14 protein-coding genes and 2 rRNA genes are annotated in these 20,141 nt (G+C 69.9%); 7 read left to right on the forward strand and 9 right to left on the reverse strand.

Going from position 1 to position 20,141, the window contains the following annotated elements; all coding sequences use genetic code 11:
• Positions 1–190: 190 nt before the first annotated feature.
• Positions 191–829 carry a GNAT family N-acetyltransferase gene (locus ACIGA3_RS05355; protein ID WP_399710711.1) on the forward strand — a complete coding sequence of 213 codons (639 nt, stop codon included), beginning with the start codon at positions 191–193 and terminating at the stop codon, positions 827–829.
• Positions 826–2,016 (forward strand): winged helix-turn-helix domain-containing protein, encoded by a 1,191-nt coding sequence (locus ACIGA3_RS05360; RefSeq protein ID WP_399710713.1) that lies wholly within the window; start codon positions 826–828, stop codon positions 2,014–2,016. Before ACIGA3_RS05355 ends, ACIGA3_RS05360 begins: the two co-directional genes overlap by 4 nt.
• Before the next feature lie 28 nt (positions 2,017–2,044).
• On the opposite strand, the gene ACIGA3_RS05365 is transcribed toward ACIGA3_RS05360, so the two are convergent.
• From ACIGA3_RS05365 to mtnA, 7 genes are all read right to left on the reverse strand, one after another.
• Positions 2,045–2,791 (reverse strand): response regulator, encoded by a 747-nt coding sequence (locus ACIGA3_RS05365; RefSeq protein ID WP_399710715.1) that lies wholly within the window; start codon positions 2,789–2,791, stop codon positions 2,045–2,047.
• A gap of 203 nt (positions 2,792–2,994) precedes the next feature.
• Positions 2,995–3,687 carry a ribosome hibernation-promoting factor, HPF/YfiA family gene (gene hpf / locus ACIGA3_RS05370; RefSeq protein WP_399710818.1) on the reverse strand — a complete coding sequence of 231 codons (693 nt, stop codon included), beginning with the start codon at positions 3,685–3,687 and terminating at the stop codon, positions 2,995–2,997.
• Between the two features lie 326 nt (positions 3,688–4,013).
• Complete coding sequence (locus tag ACIGA3_RS05375; RefSeq protein WP_399710717.1) at positions 4,014–4,877, reverse strand: ComF family protein; 864 nt, start codon at positions 4,875–4,877, stop codon at positions 4,014–4,016.
• Positions 4,878–5,017: 140 nt separating this feature from the next.
• Entirely contained in the window at positions 5,018–6,916 is a 1,899-nt protein-coding gene (locus ACIGA3_RS05380; protein ID WP_399710718.1) for an LpqB family beta-propeller domain-containing protein, read from the reverse strand.
• Positions 6,906–8,987 (reverse strand): MtrAB system histidine kinase MtrB, encoded by a 2,082-nt coding sequence (gene mtrB, locus ACIGA3_RS05385; RefSeq protein WP_399710720.1) that lies wholly within the window; start codon positions 8,985–8,987, stop codon positions 6,906–6,908. The genes ACIGA3_RS05380 and mtrB overlap by 11 nt, the downstream gene beginning before the upstream one ends.
• 1 nt (position 8,988) lies before the next feature.
• Positions 8,989–9,678, reverse strand: coding sequence for a two-component system response regulator MtrA (gene mtrA, locus ACIGA3_RS05390; protein ID WP_202449105.1), 690 nt, complete (start codon positions 9,676–9,678; stop codon positions 8,989–8,991).
• A gap of 151 nt (positions 9,679–9,829) precedes the next feature.
• Entirely contained in the window at positions 9,830–10,975 is a 1,146-nt protein-coding gene (gene mtnA / locus ACIGA3_RS05395; RefSeq protein ID WP_399710723.1) for an S-methyl-5-thioribose-1-phosphate isomerase, read from the reverse strand.
• 140 nt (positions 10,976–11,115) lie between these two features.
• Here mtnA and ACIGA3_RS05400 point away from each other — a divergent pair, with 140 nt between their 5' ends.
• The 5 genes from ACIGA3_RS05400 to ACIGA3_RS05420 are packed head-to-tail and all read left to right on the forward strand — an operon-like array spanning position 11,116 to position 16,657.
• Positions 11,116–12,438, forward strand: coding sequence for a hypothetical protein (locus tag ACIGA3_RS05400; protein WP_399710725.1), 1,323 nt, complete (start codon positions 11,116–11,118; stop codon positions 12,436–12,438).
• 4 nt (positions 12,439–12,442) lie between these two features.
• A complete protein-coding gene (locus ACIGA3_RS05405) occupies positions 12,443–13,183 on the forward strand; it encodes a DUF4129 domain-containing protein (RefSeq protein ID WP_399710727.1) in 741 nt (246 codons plus the stop codon).
• Positions 13,180–14,358, forward strand: a complete 1,179-nt coding sequence (locus ACIGA3_RS05410; protein ID WP_399710729.1) for a DUF4350 domain-containing protein — start codon at positions 13,180–13,182, stop codon at positions 14,356–14,358. The genes ACIGA3_RS05405 and ACIGA3_RS05410 overlap by 4 nt, the downstream gene beginning before the upstream one ends.
• The gene (locus tag ACIGA3_RS05415; protein WP_399710731.1) at positions 14,358–15,347 is read left to right on the forward strand and encodes an AAA family ATPase; all 990 of its coding nucleotides are present in this window, start codon (positions 14,358–14,360) and stop codon (positions 15,345–15,347) included. Before ACIGA3_RS05410 ends, ACIGA3_RS05415 begins: the two co-directional genes overlap by 1 nt.
• Positions 15,347–16,657 carry a DUF58 domain-containing protein gene (locus tag ACIGA3_RS05420; RefSeq protein WP_399710733.1) on the forward strand — a complete coding sequence of 437 codons (1,311 nt, stop codon included), beginning with the start codon at positions 15,347–15,349 and terminating at the stop codon, positions 16,655–16,657. The genes ACIGA3_RS05415 and ACIGA3_RS05420 overlap by 1 nt, the downstream gene beginning before the upstream one ends.
• Before the next feature lie 101 nt (positions 16,658–16,758).
• On the opposite strand, the gene rrf is transcribed toward ACIGA3_RS05420, so the two are convergent.
• Together rrf and ACIGA3_RS05430 are read right to left on the reverse strand one after the other, a co-directional pair.
• A 5S ribosomal RNA gene (gene rrf / locus ACIGA3_RS05425) occupies positions 16,759–16,875 on the reverse strand.
• An 85-nt stretch (positions 16,876–16,960) separates the two neighbouring features.
• A 23S ribosomal RNA gene (locus ACIGA3_RS05430) occupies positions 16,961–20,084 on the reverse strand.
• Positions 20,085–20,141: the final 57 nt, after the last annotated feature.

The following is a 20,141-nucleotide window of genomic DNA, read 5'->3' on the forward strand; positions in this document are numbered from 1 at the left end:
ACGGCCATCGTATGCGAGGACCCCGCCCCGTCGGGAGGCCCGGCGGCGCAGTGCTCCTTCCACCCCGGACAACGTCCGGGAACCACGGATGGTGCCGCGCCGGACCGATGAATCGCGCGAATGGTGATACGCCGCTCACACAGGGCGAAAGCGCTGGCGCGACAAGTCCCTCCCTGAGCAGACTCGCCGGATGGACCCCGTCGCCCTGACCACCGAACGCCTCCTGCTGCGCCCCGTCCGCCCGGACGACACCGAGGCGGTGCTCGCGGCGGCCCAGGACCCCGCCATCCAGCGCTGGATCTCCTCCTTCCCGTCGCCCTACCTGCGCGAGCACGCCGAGACGTTCATCGGCCGCACCGCCCCGGACGGCTGGGCGGACGACTCGATGTACACCCTCGCCGCGTTCCCGCCCTCGGGAGAACTGGCGGGCATGCTCAGCGTCGTGACGCACGGGCCCGGCCACGGCGAGATCGGCTACTGGGCCGCCAGGGAGCACCGCGGCCGGGGGTACATCACCGAGGCCGCCTCGGCCGTCGCCCGCTGGGCCTTCACGGCGCTCTCGGTGGACCGGCTGGAGTGGCGCGCCGAGGTCGGCAACGACGCCTCCCGCGCGGTGGCCGAACGGGTCGGCTTCACCGTCGAGGGCGTCCTGCGCGCGGGCGTGGGCAGCAGGGGTGTACGACGCGACTCCTGGGTGGGGTCACTGCTCCCCTCGGACCTCGGGCTGCCGTCGTCGGCGCCGTATCTGCCCGCCCCGGCCCGGCCGTCGGAGGCGAAAGCGCAGGCCGGCGGGGACTGTCAGTGGCACCCTCTATCGTCCCCGTCATGACGACCCTGCCGCGCCCCGCTCTCACCCTCACCGCGGACGACGCCCGCCGCCTCGCCCTGCGGGCCCAGGGCTTCCTCGGCGCGCCCGACCGCCGCTCCGGGGCGCGCGGGGTGCTCCGGGCACTCGGCGCGGTCCAGCTCGACACCATCTCCGTACTGGCCCGGTCCCATGAGCTGATCCCGTACGCGCGCCTGGGCGCGGTCGGCCGCAAGGACGTGGAGTCGGCCTACTGGCACACCCCGTCCTCCGGCGCGCCCCACGCCTTCGAGTACTGGTCGCACGCCGCGTGCATCCTCCCCGTCGAGGAGTGGCCGCACTTCGCGTTCCGCCGCCGCGCCTACCGCGACCGCCCGCACTGGAACCACCAGCTGCCCGAGGGCGCCTACGACCAGGTGATCAAGCAGCTGCGCACCGAAGGCCCGCTCACCGCGACGGAGTTGGGCGGCGCGAAGCGGACCAGCGACTGGTGGGACTGGTCCGGCACCAAGGTCGCCGTGGAGCGCGCGCTGATGTACGGCGAGGTGGTCTGCGTCGAGCGCCGGAGCTGGAAGCGGGTGTACGACCTCGCCGAGCGCGCCATCCCGAAGGAGCTGCTGCACGACGACCTGGACGACGCCGAGTGCCTGCGCCGGCTGGTCCGGCTGGCCGGTGAGGCCCTGGGCGTGGGCACTCGCGCGGACATCGCCGACTACCACCGCCTCCGGGGCGAGCAGGTCGACGCGGTGATCGCCGACTCGGGTCTGGTGCCGGTCGAGGTAGAGGGCTGGGGCAGGCCCGCGTGGGCGGACCCGGCCGCGCTGGCGGCGCCCGCGCGCGGACGGCACCGCACCACGCTGCTCTCCCCGTTCGATTCACTGATCTGGGAACGCGCGCGCACGGAGCGGATCTTCGGCTTCACCCACCGCCTGGAGGCGTACGTCCCCAAGCCGAAGCGGGTGTACGGCTACTTCGCCATGCCGGTGCTGTCCGGCGGGCGGCTGATCGGCCGGGTCGACCCCGCGCGCGAGGGCCGCACCCTGGTGGCCAGGCAGGTCACGCTGGACGGCCCGAAGGCGGTGCCGGGCGTGGCGCAGGCCCTGGTGGAGGCGGCGTCATGGGTCGGCTGCACGGACGTGCGCGTGGAGCGTGTGGACTCCCCCGAACTCCGCGCTCCGCTGGCGCTGGAACTCGCCCGCGCCCTCTCCTAGCCGCGGCGGGGCGGGCGTTGGGATGCCGCTAGCGGATCTCCAGGATCTTCTCGCGCATCGCGTAGACGACCGCCTCCATCCGGGAGTGCAGTTGCAGCTTCTCCAGGATGTTGCGGACGTGGTTCTTCACGGTGTTCTCGGAGATGAACAACTCCTTGGCGATGTCCCGGTTGTTCATCCCCGTGGCGACGAGCTTGAGCACCTCCAGCTCCCGGTCGGTCAGCCGGGGCGCGGGCACGAGCCGCCGCTCGTCGGTGCGCTGGATCATCGACTTGAACTCGGTGAGGAGCTTGGACGCCATGGAGGGGCTGATCTGCGACTGCCCGTCCGCGACGGCGCGGATGGCGGTGGCCACCTCGTCCGTGGAGATCTCCTTGAGGAGGTAACCGGTCGCGCCCGCCTTGATGGCGTCGTAGAGGTCGGCCTCCTCGTCGCTGATCGTCAGCATGATGATCTTCGCGCTGGGGGCGACCTCCTTGATGGAGGTGCACGCCTCGATCCCGCCCCGTCTGGGCATCCGGACGTCCATCAGCACGATGTCGGGCAGCAGATCGGCCGCCTTGTCCACCGCCTCGGCGCCGTCGCCCGCCTCGCCGACTACCTGGATGTCCTCCTCGGCGGCGAGCACGATCTCCAGGCCGCGGCGGAAGAGCGCGTGGTCGTCCACCACCAGCACCCGGATCGGCTCGTCGCGTGGAGAGTCCAGGTCCGGGTCCGCGCCGATGACGCCGTCGTCGGCGCCCGCGTCACGCATCGGTCCGAAGGTGTCCGCCATCGTTCCTCCCCCTGAAGGCCGTGGCCCGTGATTCCGTGCCATCGCCAACCCAAGGCAGCGGCCCACCGGTTGGGCCGGTGCGGTCATGATTTCATGCTCCGGCGCCCGAACGGTGACGCACAGGGGGCGAAGTGGTCGCACACCGGTGCCCCTGGGGGCGCACGCGCGTCCCAGGGGCACCGTCTCCGCTCCCGCCGGGCAGGTCAGCCGCCCAGCGTGTCACCCGCCGCGGGCGGCTGCGCCTGAGCCACCATCGGGTCCGTGTTCAGATGGATGACGCCGTAGTCGTAGGCGTGTCGCCGGTAGACGACGCTCGGCTCCTTGGTCTCGGAGTCGACGAACAAGTAGAAGTCGTGGCCGACCAGTTCCATCTCGTAGAGGGCCTGGTCAAGGCTCATCGGGGAGGCGACGTGGGTCTTCTCGCGGACGACCAGCGGGCCGTCGCCCTTGACCTCAAGCGAGCCGATCTTCCGGGTGGGCACTCCGTCGGACTCGGCGGTCGGGACGGGCTCACCATCGGGGTAGAGCGTCGCCACACCGGGGACGACGTCGGGTACTTCCGCGGCCGGGGTGCGTCGTGCGCCCCGGCGCACGACTCGCTTGTCGTGCTGCTTGCGCAGCCGGGCGTCCAGCTTCTCCGCGGCCATGTCGAGGGCCGCGTACGGGTCGCTGGCCGCTGCCTCCGCCCGGATCACCGGACCGCGGGAGCGGAGGGTGATCTCCACTCGGTCACAGCGGTCGGCCTGTCGGGGGTTGGGCTCCTTGGACACCTCGACGTCGAGGCTGATCACCTTGCCGTCGAGCTTCTGGATCTTCTCCAGCTTCAGCTTCTCGGCCACGTGCTTGCGGAACCGCTCAGGTACTTCGGTCTTGCGGCCCTTGACGACGATGTCCACGCAGAACTCCGTTCCCGGATCGCTCACGCCTGCGGCGGAGCGTCTCCCTTTCGCACCAGGTCCCGGTGAGTCCCGGAACCTCGGACTCGGTGACTCCCACCTCCTCCTCCCCCATGGGCGAGATCTCCATCCCGTCACGCGCGGGTGATTGTGCAAAACCCACAGCGCGGCAATCGGATATGAGAGGTGTGGCCTGGGCCTTTCCTCACAACCGAACATATCTCGCCCGGACGGATGTCGTCACCCTCTACTGAGGCGTACCTCCGTTCAGGTGAATTACTCCCCTCGCTACCTGCAACGACGCACGTTCTTGGTCGGTTCCCTGTTTATTCGAAGGAATCACGGGGTGCGGCGATCACCGCTGCCCGGACGGCTTCTCCGGCGATGTTCACCGGCTCCTTTTCCGGTGCCCCATGCACCGACTTTCCTCTCTGTGATCTCGTCCGTGATCGCGGCCCGATCCATCGTTCCTCCCTACCTTCCCGAGTTGCGGCGCGATACACAGCCATGTCCTCCTCGCACCGGGTTCCGGCCGTCGCGCGCAGGGCGCGCGCCGCCTCGGCCAGGCTCGCGCCGGTGGTGATCAGGTCGTCGACGAGCACGACCCGGCCGCCGGCGAGCAGGCGTGCGCCGCCCGCCCGCACCTCCAGCGCGCCCGCCAGGTTCTCCCGGCGCCGCCGCGCGTCCAGCCCCGCCTGGTCCACCACCGGCCGCCGCTGCCGCAGCACGGCGGCCACCCGCGCCGGGGTGCCGGTACGCCGCAGCCGCCCGGCCGCCACGAGCGCCATCCGCCGCACCGGGTCGTGCCCGCGCCGCCGCACGGCCCAGCGGGCGGAGGGCACGGGCACGAGGATCACCGGCCCGGCGTCCGACTCCGCCATGACCCGGCCCGGTTGTGGTCCGAACCCGGCGCGCACGGCTCCCGCCAGAGCCGCGCCCAGGGCCCCGGTGAGCGCCAGCGCGCCCCGTTCCTTGTGCGCGAGGAGGAGTGCCCGTACCTCCCGTGCGTAAGGAGCGGCGGCGTGCACCACCGGAAGCCCCGGCGGCTCGGGCACCGGCCGCACCCGGCGCGGCTCCGCACGCTCCAGCAACGTCCGGCACCGTGCGCAGAGCACCGCCGGTGGTGACCCGCAACCGCCGCACTCGGTCGGCAGCGCAAGGTCGGTGAGGTCCTGCCACCATCCCCGCATGTCCACCACTGTGCCCAGGCCCGGGCGACCCGGCCACCCCTGTGGACAACGCCCCTGTGGACAACCCCGGCACATGCCCGGCAGCGCTCACCCGCACGGGTGAGCGCTGCCGGGAAACCGCAGGTCAAGCAGGGCGACAACTACCCCGGATAGACCGGCGCCGTACCGTCCTTGTCCACCTTCTGCCACTGCGCGCCGGACGGCAGCCGGACGATCCCGTCCTCCGAGTAGGCCACCAGCGGCACCCGGTCGTCCTCGGCCGAGGCGATCGCCTTCACCCGGGAGAGCGCGGCCGGCGCCGGGCCCTCCAGCACCGAGCCGTCCACCTGCACGTAGCGCATCTGGTGCACGCCACCCTGCTCGCGGCCGACCACGACGAGGCGGCTGTCACCGGCCCAGGACATCGCGGTGACCAGCTCCATGTCGGGCGCCGCCGGACGCGGGGCGACGACGGCGGGGGCCTCGGCCGAGCCGTTTCCGTCGTTCCCACCGGCCCCACCGGCCCCACCGGTCCCGTCGCTGTCGGCGCTCACGCTGTCGCCACCCTCGATCCTGCCGATGAGCAGGGACTGCTTGCCGCCCTTGACCTCCACGACCAGCGCGACCCGAGCCCCGTCCGCGGCCACCCGCACGTCCCGGATCGGGCCGGGCAGCTCCGGCAGCGTCACCGCCACCGGCTTGCCGGTGCCCTGCGGGACGACGTACAGCCGGGGCCGGGCCGGGTTCAGGTCGGCCACCCACAGGTCGCCCCGGGCGTCCCAGCCGGGCCGGGTCAGCCGGGTGTCCTCGGTGGGGCCCTGGCTGGTCAGCACGGGCTGCTCCAGCGGCGCGTCGGTGGCCAGCGGGGCCACGTAGAGCGACTTGCCGTCCGCACCGACTCCGGCCGCCGTCCGCTCGTCACGCGAGACGGCGACCGACCCGAACTGCTTGGCGCCCTCGCCGAACACACCCGGCACCGGGGTGCCGCCGGTGCCCGCGCCCGCGGCGGGCAGCCGGATCAGACGGTGCTTGCCGTCCAGGAAGTAGAGGTAGTCCGGGCTCTGGGCCGAGGCGTGCCAGGCGACCGAGTCCGCGCGGCTCTCGGTGAGGTCGCACAGCTGGTCCCCGCCGGGCCCGCGCAGGTCGACCGACTCCAGGGTCGGCGCCAGGTTCCGCAGGGTGAACAGCAGCTGGGTCGCCATCTCCGTGCACCGGGCCGGACCGACCCGGGCCGCCTTGGCGTTCAGCGGCACGGTCAGCCGGTTCTCGTCGTCCGGGGCCAGCCCGGTCGTGCCGTTCCGCAGTGCCGCACCGGTCGGGAAGCTGGACCTGACCACCGGTCCGAGCCAATTGGTGGGCCCGCTCAGCAGCGACCGCACCAGCTGGGTCATCGGGTCGACCTTGCTGCGCACGAACACCGGGTCGGCGACCGCCACGGGGTCCCCCGTCGTACCGGCCCTGGTGTGGGTGGCGAAGTAGTACTTGTCGACGGACGTGTAGTTGCGCTGAAAATCCGACTTACCCATCACGACGCCCTCGGGTGGCGCGTCGATCCGCCACTGCCCGCTCTTGGCGTCCTGCGTCAGATGCACCTTGGCCCGGAAGTCGCCGTGCGCCGGGGCGTACGCCTGCTGCGCGTCCACCGTGGCCACCCGGCTGCCCGCCAGGACGTAGGAGCGTCCCGTGTTCGGCTCCCGGCCGGTCGGCGGGGTCTCGGCCATGATGCCGGGCCCGTCGGCCAGCACGGTGGCCGATCCCTCCGGCCGCCAGGCGCGCGCCGCCTGGGCGGTGAGGTACTTGCGCGCCGTGTCGTAGTGCGGATCGTCGCTGGTCAGCGCCTCCAGATAGCCCTGCATGATCTCGCTGGGGGAAGCGTCCTCGGCGGGCGGCACGGCGAAGACCCGTACCCCCGTGTCCTGGCGCGGCATGGACTCCACATTGCGCAGATCCCCGCTGTCGGGCATCGAGGCGCAGCCGCCCAGCAGTACGGCCCCACAGACCGCGTATGTCACCGCGCGCCCCGGCGTGCGCCGGGCGCCCCCCTCGCGGTCAGCGACCACGGAACGCCTCCCCTGCCTCGGTCGAGTCCTGCCCGGCCGGTTCCGGGCGACCCGCCGCATGCGGGTCGGGCACCTGAGTGCCGGTCCTGTCGTCGGGCCGCCATCCACCGTTCGCGGGCCGGGGCACGACACGCGCGCCGCCGTTCCCGTTGCCGGGGAGCGCCGTCGGGTCGGCCGCCGGCGCGGCGGCGCCCTGACGCGGCGGAAGCGGGGACGCGTTGCCACCGTTCGGCTGCATCGGGACCGTCGCCAGTTTCTCCGCTCCCCCACGCGGTGTCCCGCCGTCGTCCAGGCCCCGGTTGCGACGCGAGTCCTTGGGCTCCAGCGGTATCGGCGAGCCCCGCAGCGGCTCGTCGGCGGTACGCGGCAGGGTCAGCCGGAACTGCGAACCGCCGCCCGGCTCGCCCCACGCCTGGAGCCAGCCGCCGTGCAGCCGCGCGTCCTCCAGCGCGATCGACAGCCCCAGTCCGGTGCCGCCGGTGGTACGCGCGCGTGCCGGGTCGGCCCGCCAGAAGCGGCTGAAGACCCGGGTGGCCTCGCCAGGCTTGAGCCCGACTCCGTAGTCCCGCACCGCGACGGCGACGGCGCCGCCAGCGCTGGCGAGCTTGACCACCACGTCCTTGCCGTCGCCGTGCTCGACGGCGTTGACGACGAGGTTGCGCAGCACACGCTCCACCCGCCGGAAGTCCGCCTCGGCAACGACGGGCTGCAGGTCGCCGACCACGCGGATACGGCTGCCCTTGCGCTCGGCGAGCGGCTCGGCACCGCCGACGACCCGCCGTACGACCTCTCTCAGATCGATCGGCTCGGCCTCCAGCGCGGCCGCGCCCGCGTCGAACCGGCTGATCTCCAGCAGGTCCGCGAGCAGCGACTCGAACCGGTCCAGCTGGTCCGCGAGCAGTTCCGCGGACCGCGCGGTCATCGGGTCGAAGTCCACGCGGGCGTCGTGGATGACGTCCGCGGCCATCCGTACGGTGGTCAGCGGGGTACGCAGCTCGTGCGAGACGTCGGAGACGAACCGCCGCTGCATCCGCGACAGGTCCTCCAGCTGCTGGATCTTCAGCTGAAGGTTCTGCGCCATCTTGTTGAAGGCTTCGCCCAGGCGCGCGATGTCGTCCTCTCCGGTGACCTTCATCCGCTCCTGGAGCCGCCCGGCGGACAGCCGCTCGGCGATCCCGGCCGCCATCCGCACCGGCGTGACGACCTGCCGCACCACGAGCCAGGCGATGGCCCCGAGAAGTACGACGACAAAGAGGCCGGCGGTCGCCAGGGTGCCCTTGACCAGGCTCAGCGACTTCTCCTCCTGCGTGAGCGGGAAGAGGTAGTACAGCTCGTAGGGGTGGCCGTTGGGGTCGTTGACCTGCTTGCCGATGACCAGCGCGGGCTGGGATTCCTTGCGGTTGCTGTAGACGATGCGGGTGTAGCTCTGGGCGGCGGCGGTGCTGGTGCTGCTGTTGACCCGGTCGCGCAGGCTCGCGGGCACGCTGTCGGCCGGGCTGACGTACCCGGAACCGCGCGGGCTGCGGCCCCCGCCGCTGTCGTCGCCGACGGGCAGCGTGACCACGTCGAAGGCGCCCGAGCCGCCGCTGGAGAGCGACTCCACGAGGTCGCTCATCCACTGGATGACGTTCTGGGACTGCTGGCCGTCGGAACCGTTGACGCCCGTCGTGCCGTGGGTGGCGGCCGCGGTCTCGTCGGCGCTCTGCCGGGCCACGGCGAAACCGCCGGTGGCCTGGCTCTGCGACGCCTTCACCTTCGCGTCCAGCAGGCCGTTGCGCACCTGGCCGATGACGACGAAGCCCAGCAGCAGGACGACGCCCAGCGACATCAGCAGGGTCGTGGCGACGACCCGCAGCTGGATGTTGCGCCGCCACAGCCGCATGACGGGCAGCAGCGGACGGCGCACCCAGCGGATGAACAGCCGGACCACCGGGCTGCCCTGGACGCCGCCACTCAGCAGGGCGGCGGTGAAGAGGCGGCCCCGGCGCGGACTGCCCGCACCGCGGCCGGACGCGCGTCCCGGACCGGCGCCGGGCCGGCCGGGAGCCGAAGCGGCGCTGTCCCCGGACACGTCAGCTCGGTCCGGCCTTGTAGCCGACACCTCGGACGGTCACCACGATCTCCGGCCGCTCCGGGTCCTTCTCGACCTTGGAACGCAGGCGCTGCACATGCACATTGACCAGCCGGGTGTCGGCAGCGTGCCGGTAGCCCCAGACCTGCTCCAGCAGCACCTCACGGGTGAACACCTGCCACGGCTTGCGCGCGAGCGCGACGAGCAGATCGAACTCCAGCGGGGTCAGCGCGATCGACTGCCCGTTCCGCTTCACGGAGTGCCCGGCCACGTCGATCACCAGGTCACCGATGGTGAGCTGCTCCGGCGCCGGCTCCTCCGACCTCCGCAGCCGCGCCCGGATACGGGCCACCAGCTCCTTCGGCTTGAACGGCTTCACGATGTAGTCGTCCGCGCCCGACTCCAGGCCCACCACGACATCCACGGTGTCGCTCTTGGCGGTGAGCATCACGATGGGCACACCGGACTCCGCCCTGATCAGGCGGCACACCTCGATGCCGTCCCGGCCGGGCAGCATCAGGTCCAGCAGCACCAGATCGGGCTTGGCCTCCCGGAAAGCGGCCAGCGCCTTGTCCCCGTCGGCTACGAAAGACGGCTCAAAACCTTCACCACGCAGCACGATGCCGAGCATCTCGGCCAGTGCGGTGTCGTCGTCGACGACAAGGACTCGTCCCTTCATAAACGACATCATCCCATTCTCATAACGACGACAGAGCCGCAGGTGAGGCACGTCACTGGCCTGTGACGATAGTCGTACCGAGCGGTCACTGTCTGCCCCGGGTCCACAGCGGGACGGCTGCCGGGGCCGATCGGGCGCGGCGGCCCCGGCAGCCGTACGGGTGTCAGCCGGTGACCGACGCGGTCCGGGCCCTCGCGCACAGAGCCGCCAGGGCCCCGGGGGTCACCGGGGAGACGGTGCCCTCCTCGGTGATGATCGCCGTCACCAGTTCGGGCGGTGTCACGTCGAACGCCGGGTTGTACGCCTGCGTGCCCAGCGGAGCCAGCGGTACCCCGCCGCCTCCGCCCACCGCCGACGCCTGGGGCGTGACGATCTCGGTCACCTCGAAGCCCGGACGCTGCTCGACCTCGATCGACGCGCCGTCCGGGGTCTCCAGGTCCACCGTGGTCACCGGCGCCACCACGATGAACGGCACATGGTGGTAGCGCGCCAGCACCGCCAGCGGATAGCTACCCACCTTGTTCGCCACCGAGCCGTCGGCCGCGATCCGGTCCGCGCCGATCAGCACCGCGTCCACCTCTCCGGCCGCGAACAGCGAACCGGCCGCGCTGTCGGTGAGCAGCGTGTACGCCATCCCGCTGCGCGCCGCCTCGTACGCCGTCAGCCGCGCCCCCTGCAACAGCGGGCGCGTCTCGTCCACCCAGAGCCGCCGCAGCCGCCCCACCCGGTGCGCGGCCAGCGCCACCGCGAACGCGGTCCCCTCCCCGCCCGACACCAGCGAACCGGTGTTGCAGTGGGTCAGGACCCGGTGGCCGCCGCCCGGCATCAGCTCGTCCAGCAGCGCCAGTCCGTGCGCGGCCATCCGCGCGCTCGCCTCCGCGTCCTCCTGGTGCAGGGCCCGCGCCGCCGCGAGCGCGGTCGTCGCCGCCGCCGTGGGGTCGCCGGTCGCGGCCAGCGCCTCCCGGTACGCGGCCAGGGCCCGGCGGACACCGACGGCCAGGTTTACCGCGGTGGGCCGGGCGCTCTCCAGCGCGTCGGCGGCCTCGTCCACATCGAAGCCCCGCGCGGCGGCCAGGGCGACTCCGTACGCGCCCGCGACGCCGAGCACCGGCGCCCCGCGCACGGCGAGCGAACGGATCGCCTCCACCAGCGCCGACGCGTCCGTGCACACCAGTTCGACCTCCTCGGACGGAAGCCTCGTCTGGTCGAGAAGGATGAGTACGGGTCCTTCGGGCGGTTCCTCCCATCGGATCACCGGTATCCCGGTCGGCCGCTTGTCCTCGCCAGGTTGCGCCTGCTGATCAGCCATGCGGTGAGTCTGCCCCGTATCCGGCGGAGAATTGATGGAGTACGGCGCCCACCGCACCAGGTCACACCGTGACCCGGCCATGGCACGATGGCTGCCAACCTGCCGCCGCGACCGCGGACGGGCACCGTGAAGGAGCTTCGATGAGTGACTCGCCGGGCTGGGCTTCGCCCGGACCCGACCCGTCGTCCGAGGAACGGAAGACCGGCGCGGCCGGCGCCGCCGAGCCCACACCCACCGACCCGCCCGCTCCCGCCGAGCCGGCCGCTCCCGCCGAGCCGGCCGCACAGCCGGGCGACGCTCCGCAGAGCCCCGACGCGAAGTGGGCCGAGGGTCAGCCACCTCCCGGACAGTGGTCGGCGCCCACCGGCGCGCCCGCCCCGGGCCAGGCGCCTCCGCCCCCACCACCGGGCGCGGGCTGGGGCGGACCCGGTGCTCCCGGCGGCCCCGCGGCCTGGGGCAACGGCTGGGGCGGTCCCCCGCCCGCCGCCAAGCCCGGCGTGATCCCGCTGCGCCCGCTCGGCATCGGCGAGATACTCGACGGCGCCATCTCCACCATGCGCGCCTACTGGCGCACCGTCCTCGGTATCTCGCTGACGGTGTCGGTCGTCATCGAGCTGTGCGCGCTCCTCCTCCAGGGCGTCATCCTGAAGGACACGGCCGGCACGCTCAGCGATCCCAATGTGTCCCCGAGCGAGGCGCTGCGCTCCGTCGGCTCGGTCACCGCCGGTGCGCTGCTCGTCGGCCTGGTCTCCGTGGTCGGCACCATCGTGGCCACCGCGCTGCTGACGACCGTGACCAGCCGCGCCGTCCTCGGCAGGCCGGTGAGCATCGGCGAGGCGTGGCGCGAATCCCGCGGCCAGCTCCTCAAGCTGCTCGGCCTCCTCATGCTGCTGGCCCTCATCACCTGCGTCGTCCTTGCCGCCGGCCTGCTGCCGGGTCTCGTCCTGGGGGCCGTCGCGGGCTTCGACGGACCTGCCGTCGCCCTGATCATCCTGGGCATCCTGGCGGCCGTCGTCGTCGTGATCTGGCTGACGATCCGCTTCTCCCTCGCCTCGCCCGCGCTGATGCTGGAGCGGCAGGGCATCTGGAAGTCGATGAGCCGCTCGGCCAAGCTGGTCCAGGGCTCCTGGTGGCGTGTGCTCGGCGCGCAGTTCCTCGCCGGGATCATCGCCAACCTGGTCTCCTGGATGACGGTGATCCCCTTCACCATCATCGCGTTCGCCGTGAACGGCGAGAACATGACCTCCCTGATCGGCACCGGCGGCCAGCCGACCGGCTGGTCGTTCCTGCTCATCACCGGCATCGGCTCGGTGATCGGCGGCACGCTCACCCTGCCGGTCAAGGCCGGTGTCACCGTGCTCCTCTACATCGACCAGCGCATCCGCCGCGAGGCCCTCGACCTCGAACTGGCCCGTGCCGCCGGCGTCCAGGGCCACGCCCCCGGCACGGCGCCGGGGAGCTGATGCGGTGAGCATGACGGGGGGAGTTCTCACGGCGGCGTCGGGGTTGCCCGGCGCCGCCCGCCTCAGGGCCTTCGCGCTGGGCAGCTCCGGCGACGAGCCGCCCGTGACCGTCCCGCGTGATCCCGCGCGCGAGGCGGCCCGCCGCGAACTGGCCAAGCGGATGTACCACGAGAACGACCCCAGCCTGCTCCAACGCGCCCTCAACACGTTCTGGGAGTGGCTCGGCAGACTCCTCGCCAAGGCCGCCTCGGCGGCACCGGGCGGCTCGCTCGGTCTCCTCGTCGTGGTCCTGTGCGTCATCGCCGTGCTGGCCGCCCTGTGGTGGCGGCTGGGCTCCCCACGCCGCAGCCCCGTCTCGGCCGCCCCGTTGTTCGACGAGCGTCCGCGCACCGCCTCCGAACACCGGTCCGCCGCCGAGGCGCACGCCGCCCAGGGCCACTGGAACCAGGCGGTCCAGGAACGCATGCGGGCCATCGTCCGCGCACTGGAGGAGCGGGCCCTGCTCGACGTCCGCCCCGGCCGCACCGCCGACGAAGCCGCCGCCGAGGCGGGCCGCACCCTCCCCGGACACGCGGACGGGCTGCGCGCCGCCGCCCGCCACTTCGACGACGTCACATACGGCGGCCGCACCGCCGACCAGCAGACGTACCAAGGCATCGCCCAACTCGACAGCGACCTCGAACGCGCCCGCCCCACCCCGGTGAACAGCGCCGCCGACGCCGCCCGTGACGGGAAGACCGGATGACGACGTCGTCCGCGCTCACCGCCCGTCAGCTGTGGACCCGCACGCGGGGCATCGCCCTCGCCGTCGTCCTGCTGCTGATCGGCGCCGTCGCCATCGCTGTCGTCCGCTCCCAGACCAAGCACGGCGACCTGGACCCACGTTCCGCCGATCCCAGCGGCAGCCGCGCCGTCGCCGAACTCCTCGCCGACCGCGGGGTCACCACCCGCGTGGTCACCACACTCGACGCCGCGCGCGCGGCCACCGGCCCGGACACCACTCTCCTGGTGGCCGTACCGGACCTGCTGACCCATCGCCAGCAGACCCGGATCGCCACGGCCGCGGCGTCCTCCGGCGGCCGCACCGTGCTCGTCGCCCCGAGCAGCTGGTCCGTCGGACGCCTCGCCCCCGGTGTCAGCGCGAGCCCGGTCAACAGCGTCGACGCCGCGCTCGATCCCGACTGCGCGCTCCCCGAGGCCCGGCGGGCGGGCAGCGCCGAGACCGGCGGCATCCGCTACAGCACCACCGTCCGCGATGCCGAGTCCTGCTACCCCAGCGAGCGGCGCGCCACCCTGCTCCGCGTCCCGGCGGCCTCGGGCGGGGGCGACACCGTCGTGCTGGGCGCGCCCGACATCCTCCTCAACAGCCGTCTCGACAAGCAGGGCAACGCCTCGCTCGCCCTGCAACTCCTCGGCTCCCGGCCTCATCTGGTCTGGTACCTCCCCTCGCTCGCCGACTCATCCGCCACCGAAAACGGCGGCCGTAAAAGCCTCTTTGATCTGCTCCCCTCGGGCTGGCTCTGGGCCACCCTCCAACTGTTCGCCGCAGCGCTCGCCGCCGCCTTCTGGCGCGGCCGCCGGTTCGGCCCACTCGTGCCGGAGAGGCTGCCCGTCGCCATCCGCGCCTCCGAGACGACCGAGGGCCGCGCCCGCCTCTACCGCAAGGTCGACGCCCGCGACCGCGCCTCCACCGGCCTGCGCTCCACGACCCGCACCCGCCTGGCCCCGCTCGTCGGCATTCCCGCCGCCCAGGCACACACCCCGGAAGCCCTGCTCCCCGCCCTGTCCGCCCGTCTCCCCGACAGCGGCGAACAGGCCCTGCACTCCCTCCTCTTCGGAGCCCCGCCCCGCGACGACGCGGCCCTCATCGCACTCACCGACCGACTCGACGCCCTCGAAAGAGAGGTACGCCGTTCATGATGGCCCCGACCACTGACAGCGCCGGGAATACCGAGGACGCGGCCGCCGCCCGCGCCTCCCTGGAGACCCTGCGCACCGAGATCGCCAAAGCCGTGGTCGGCCAGGACCCCGCCGTGACCGGCCTCGTCGTCGCCCTGCTGTGCCGAGGACACGTCCTCCTCGAAGGCGTCCCCGGAGTCGCCAAGACCCTCCTGGTCCGCACCCTCGCCTCGGCACTCGAACTCGACACCAAGCGCGTCCAGTTCACGCCCGATCTGATGCCGAGCGATGTCACCGGCTCCCTCGTCTACGACACCCGCACCGCGGAGTTCTCCTTCCAGCCCGGCCCTGTCTTCACCAACCTCCTTCTCGCGGACGAGATCAACCGCACCCCGCCGAAGACCCAGTCCTCCCTGCTCGAAGCAATGGAGGAACGACAGGTCACGGTCGACGGCACCCCGCGTCCCCTCCCCGAGCCGTTCCTGGTCGCGGCCACCCAGAACCCGGTCGAGTACGAGGGCACCTATCCTCTTCCCGAGGCCCAACTGGATCGTTTTCTACTCAAGTTGACGATCCCGCTGCCTTCCCGCGAGGACGAGATCGACGTCCTCACCCGCCACGCCTCGGGCTTCGACCCCCGCGACCTGCGCGCCGCAGGCGTACGTCCCGTCGCCGGCCCGGCCGACCTGGAGGCCGCCCGCACAGCCGTGGCCAGGACGACCGTCTCCCCCGAGATCACGGCCTACGTCGTGGACGTCTGCCGTGCCACCCGTCAGTCCCCCTCGCTCACCCTGGGCGTCTCCCCCCGAGGTGCCACCGCCCTGCTCAGCACCGCCCGCGCCTGGGCCTGGCTGACGGGCCGTGACTATGTCACCCCTGACGACGTGAAGGCCCTGGCACTGCCCGCCCTGCGGCACCGGGTCCAACTACGCCCGGAGGCGGAGATGGAGGGCGTGACCGCCGACTCGGTCATCAACTCCATCCTGGCCCAGGTCCCGGTACCCCGCTGATGCCCCTCACCGGACGCACCGCCCTCATCGCGGCCCTCGGCTCCCTCCCCGTCGGCCTGTTGGAGCCCAGCTGGACGGGCATCCTCGCGGTCAACGGCTCCCTGGCCCTGGCCTGCGCCTGTGACTTCGCGCTCGCGGCGCCCGTACGACGCCTGGTCCTCACTCGCTCCGGCGACACCTCCACTCGTCTCGGCGAATCCGCCGACATCACGTTGACCGTCACCAACCCCTCCCGCCGCCCGCTACGAGCACGACTGCGGGACGCCTGGCCACCCAGCAGCTGGGAACCGGGCACCGAGGTCGAAGGGTCCCGGCACCGGTTGGACATCCCACCCGGTGAACGCCGCAGTACGACAACCCGGTTGAGCCCCACCCGCCGCGGCGACCGTCAGGCCGACCGGGTCACGATCCGCTCCTACGGCCCCCTCGGCCTGTTCTCCCGTCAGGGCACCCATCGCGTGCCCTGGACACTCCGGGTTTTGCCCCCTTTCACCAGCCGAAAGCATCTCCCGTCGAAACTCGCTCGATTGCGTGAACTCGACGGCCGGACCAGCGTTCTGACGCGGGGTGAGGGCACCGAGTTCGACAGCCTGCGGGAGTACGTCCCCGGCGACGACACCCGTTCGATCGACTGGCGAGCCACCGCGAGGCAGTCCGCGGTCGCCGTGCGCACCTGGCGCCCGGAACGCGACCGGCGCATCCTCCTGGTCCTCGACACCGGCCGCACCTCGGCCGGCCGCGTGGACGACGTGCCCCGCCTGGACGCCGCCATGGACGCGGCACTCCTCCTGGCGGTCCTCGCCTCCCGCGCCGGCGACCGCGTGGACCTGCTCGCCTACGACCGCCAGGTCCGCGCCCTGGTCCAGGGAAAGTCCGCCGGACAGCTCCTGCCGTCCCTCGTCAACGCCCTGGCCACGCTGGAGCCGGAGCTCGTCGAGACCGACGCACGCGGCCTCACGGCGGCCGCTCTGCGTACGGCACCGCGCCGCTCGCTGATCGTCCTCCTCACCTCGCTCGACGCGGCGCCGGTGGAGGAGGGCCTGCTGCCGATGCTCCCTCAGCTCACCCAACGCCACACGGTGCTCGTGGCCTCCGTGGCCGACCCGCACATCGCGCGCATGGCTCAGGGCAGAGGGGACATCGACGCGGTGTACGCAGCCGCGGCGGCGGCCCAGGCCCAGCGCGAACGGCAGCACACCGCCGAGCAGCTCCGCCGTCATGGAGTGACGGTGGTGGACGCGACGCCGGAGGAACTGGCTCCCGCATTGGCGGACGCGTATCTGGCGCTGAAGGCGGCGGGGCGTCTTTGAGGCAGATATTCGTCCGGCTCTCTTCGGAGGGAAAGAGGGAAACCAGCCCTGAACGCAGAAAACCCCCGCACCAAAAGGTGCGGGGGTTTCCCATAAAATTTGTTCGGCGGCGTCCTACTCTCCCACAGGGTCCCCCCTGCAGTACCATCGGCGCTGTGAGGCTTAGCTTCCGGGTTCGATATGTAACCGGGCGTTTCCCTCACGCTATGACCACCGAAACACTATGAAACTGTCAGCCGAGCCATGTGTGGCACATGGCTGCTGTTCGTGGTTTCAGAACCAACACAGTGGACGCGAGCAACTGAGGACAAGCCCTCGGCCTATTAGTACCAGTCAACTCCACCCGTTACCAGGCTTCCATATCTGGCCTATCAACCCAGTCGTCTACTGGGAGCCTTACCCTCTCAAGGAGGTGGGAATACTCATCTCGAAGCAGGCTTCCCGCTTAGATGCTTTCAGCGGTTATCCCTCCCGAACGTAGCCAACCAGCCGTGCCCTTGGCAGGACAACTGGCACACCAGAGGTTCGTCCGTCCCGGTCCTCTCGTACTAGGGACAGCCCTTCTCAATATTCCTGCGCGCGCAGCGGATAGGGACCGAACTGTCTCACGACGTTCTAAACCCAGCTCGCGTACCGCTTTAATGGGCGAACAGCCCAACCCTTGGGACCGACTCCAGCCCCAGGATGCGACGAGCCGACATCGAGGTGCCAAACCATCCCGTCGATATGGACTCTTGGGGAAGATCAGCCTGTTATCCCCGGGGTACCTTTTATCCGTTGAGCGACGGCGCTTCCACAAGCCACCGCCGGATCACTAGTCCCGACTTTCGTCCCTGCTCGACCCGTCGGTCTCACAGTCAAGCTCCCTTGTGCACTTACACTCAACACCTGATTACCAACCAGGCTGAGGGAACCTTTGGGCGCCTCCGTTACTCTTTAGGAGGCAACCGCCCCAGTTAAACTACCCATCAGACACTGTCCCTGATCCGGATCACGGACCCAGGTTAGACATCCAGCACGACCAGACTGGTATTTCAACGACGACTCCCCCTGAACTGGCGTCCAGAGTTCACAGTCTCCCAGCTATCCTACACAAGCCGAACCGAACACCAATATCAAACTGTAGTAAAGGTCCCGGGGTCTTTCCGTCCTGCTGCGCGAAACGAGCATCTTTACTCGTAGTGCAATTTCACCGGGCCTATGGTTGAGACAGTCGAGAAGTCGTTACGCCATTCGTGCAGGTCGGAACTTACCCGACAAGGAATTTCGCTACCTTAGGATGGTTATAGTTACCACCGCCGTTTACTGGCGCTTAAGTTCTCAGCTTCGCCACACCGAAATGTGACTAACCGGTCCCCTTAACGTTCCAGCACCGGGCAGGCGTCAGTCCGTATACATCGCCTTACGGCTTCGCACGGACCTGTGTTTTTAGTAAACAGTCGCTTCTCGCTGGTCTCTGCGGCCACCCCCAGCTCACCGAGTAAATCGGATCACCAGTGATGGCCCCCCTTCTCCCGAAGTTACGGGGGCATTTTGCCGAGTTCCTTAACCATAGTTCACCCGAACGCCTCGGTATTCTCTACCTGACCACCTGAGTCGGTTTAGGGTACGGGCCGCCATGAAACTCGCTAGAGGCTTTTCTCGACAGCATAGGATCATCCACTTCACCACAATCGGCTCGGCATCAGGTCTCAGCCTTAATGTGTGACGGATTTACCTATCACACGGCCTACACCCTTACCCCAGGACTACCATCGCCTGGGCTGGACTACCTTCCTGCGTCACCCCATCACTCACCTACTGCAGATCTGGACCGGCGGCTCCACCACTTTCCTTTCCCCGAAGGGTCCGGAACGGCTTCACGGCCTTAGCATCGTCTGGTTCGATGTTTGACGCTTCACAGCGGGTACCGGAATATCAACCGGTTATCCATCGACTACGCCTGTCGGCCTCGCCTTAGGTCCCGACTTACCCTGGGCAGATCAGCTTGACCCAGGAACCCTTAGTCAATCGGCGCACACGTTTCTCACGTGTGTATCGCTACTCATGCCTGCATTCTCACTCGTGAACCGTCCACCACTGCCTTCCGGCGCGGCTTCACCCGGCACACGACGCTCCCCTACCCATCACAGCACCCGTTGGGGCTATACGCTGCAATGACACGACTTCGGCGGTACGCTTGAGCCCCGCTACATTGTCGGCGCGGAATCACTAGACCAGTGAGCTATTACGCACTCTTTCAAGGGTGGCTGCTTCTAAGCCAACCTCCTGGTTGTCTGTGCGACTCCACATCCTTTCCCACTTAGCGTACGCTTAGGGGCCTTAGTCGATGCTCTGGGCTGTTTCCCTCTCGACCATGGAGCTTATCCCCCACAGTCTCACTGCCGTGCTCTCACTTACCGGCATTCGGAGTTTGGCTAAGGTCAGTAACCCGGTAGGGCCCATCGCCTATCCAGTGCTCTACCTCCGGCAAGAAACACACGACGCTGCACCTAAATGCATTTCGGGGAGAACCAGCTATCACGGAGTTTGATTGGCCTTTCACCCCTAACCACAGGTCATCCCCCAGGTTTTCAACCCTGGTGGGTTCGGTCCTCCACGAAGTCTTACCTCCGCTTCAACCTGCCCATGGCTAGATCACTCCGCTTCGGGTCTTGAGCGCGCTACTGAATCGCCCTATTCGGACTCGCTTTCGCTACGGCTTCCCCACACGGGTTAACCTCGCAACACACCGCAAACTCGCAGGCTCATTCTTCAAAAGGCACGCAGTCACGACGCATTGAGTAAACTCAATGCGCGACGCTCCCACGGCTTGTAGGCACACGGTTTCAGGTACTATTTCACTCCGCTCCCGCGGTACTTTTCACCATTCCCTCACGGTACTATCCGCTATCGGTCACCAGGGAATATTTAGGCTTAGCGGGTGGTCCCGCCAGATTCACACGGGATTTCTCGGGCCCCGTGCTACTTGGGTGTCTCTCAAACGAGCCGTTGACATTTCGACTACGGGGGTCTTACCCTCTACGCCGGACCTTTCGCATGTCCTTCGTCTACATCAACGGTTTCTGACTCGTCCTGTCGCCGGCAGACGACAGAAGAGAGATCCCACAACCCCGCACACGCAACCCCTGCCGGGTCTCACACGTATACGGTTTGGCCTCATCCGGTTTCGCTCGCCACTACTCCCGGAATCACGGTTGTTTTCTCTTCCTGAGGGTACTGAGATGTTTCACTTCCCCTCGTTCCCTCCACACTGCCTATGTGTTCAGCAGCGGGTGACAGCCCATGACGACTGCCGGGTTTCCCCATTCGGAAACCCCCGGATCAAAGCCTGGTTGACGGCTCCCCGGGGACTATCGTGGCCTCCCACGTCCTTCATCGGTTCCTGGTGCCAAGGCATCCACCGTGCGCCCTTAAAAACTTGGCCACAGATGCTCGCGTCCACTGTGCAGTTCTCAAACAACGACCAGCCACCCATCACCCC

Origin of the sequence: Streptomyces sp. NPDC085596 (assembly GCF_044541565.1) — a bacterium.
Classification (GTDB): Bacteria; Actinomycetota; Actinomycetes; order Streptomycetales; family Streptomycetaceae; genus Streptomyces.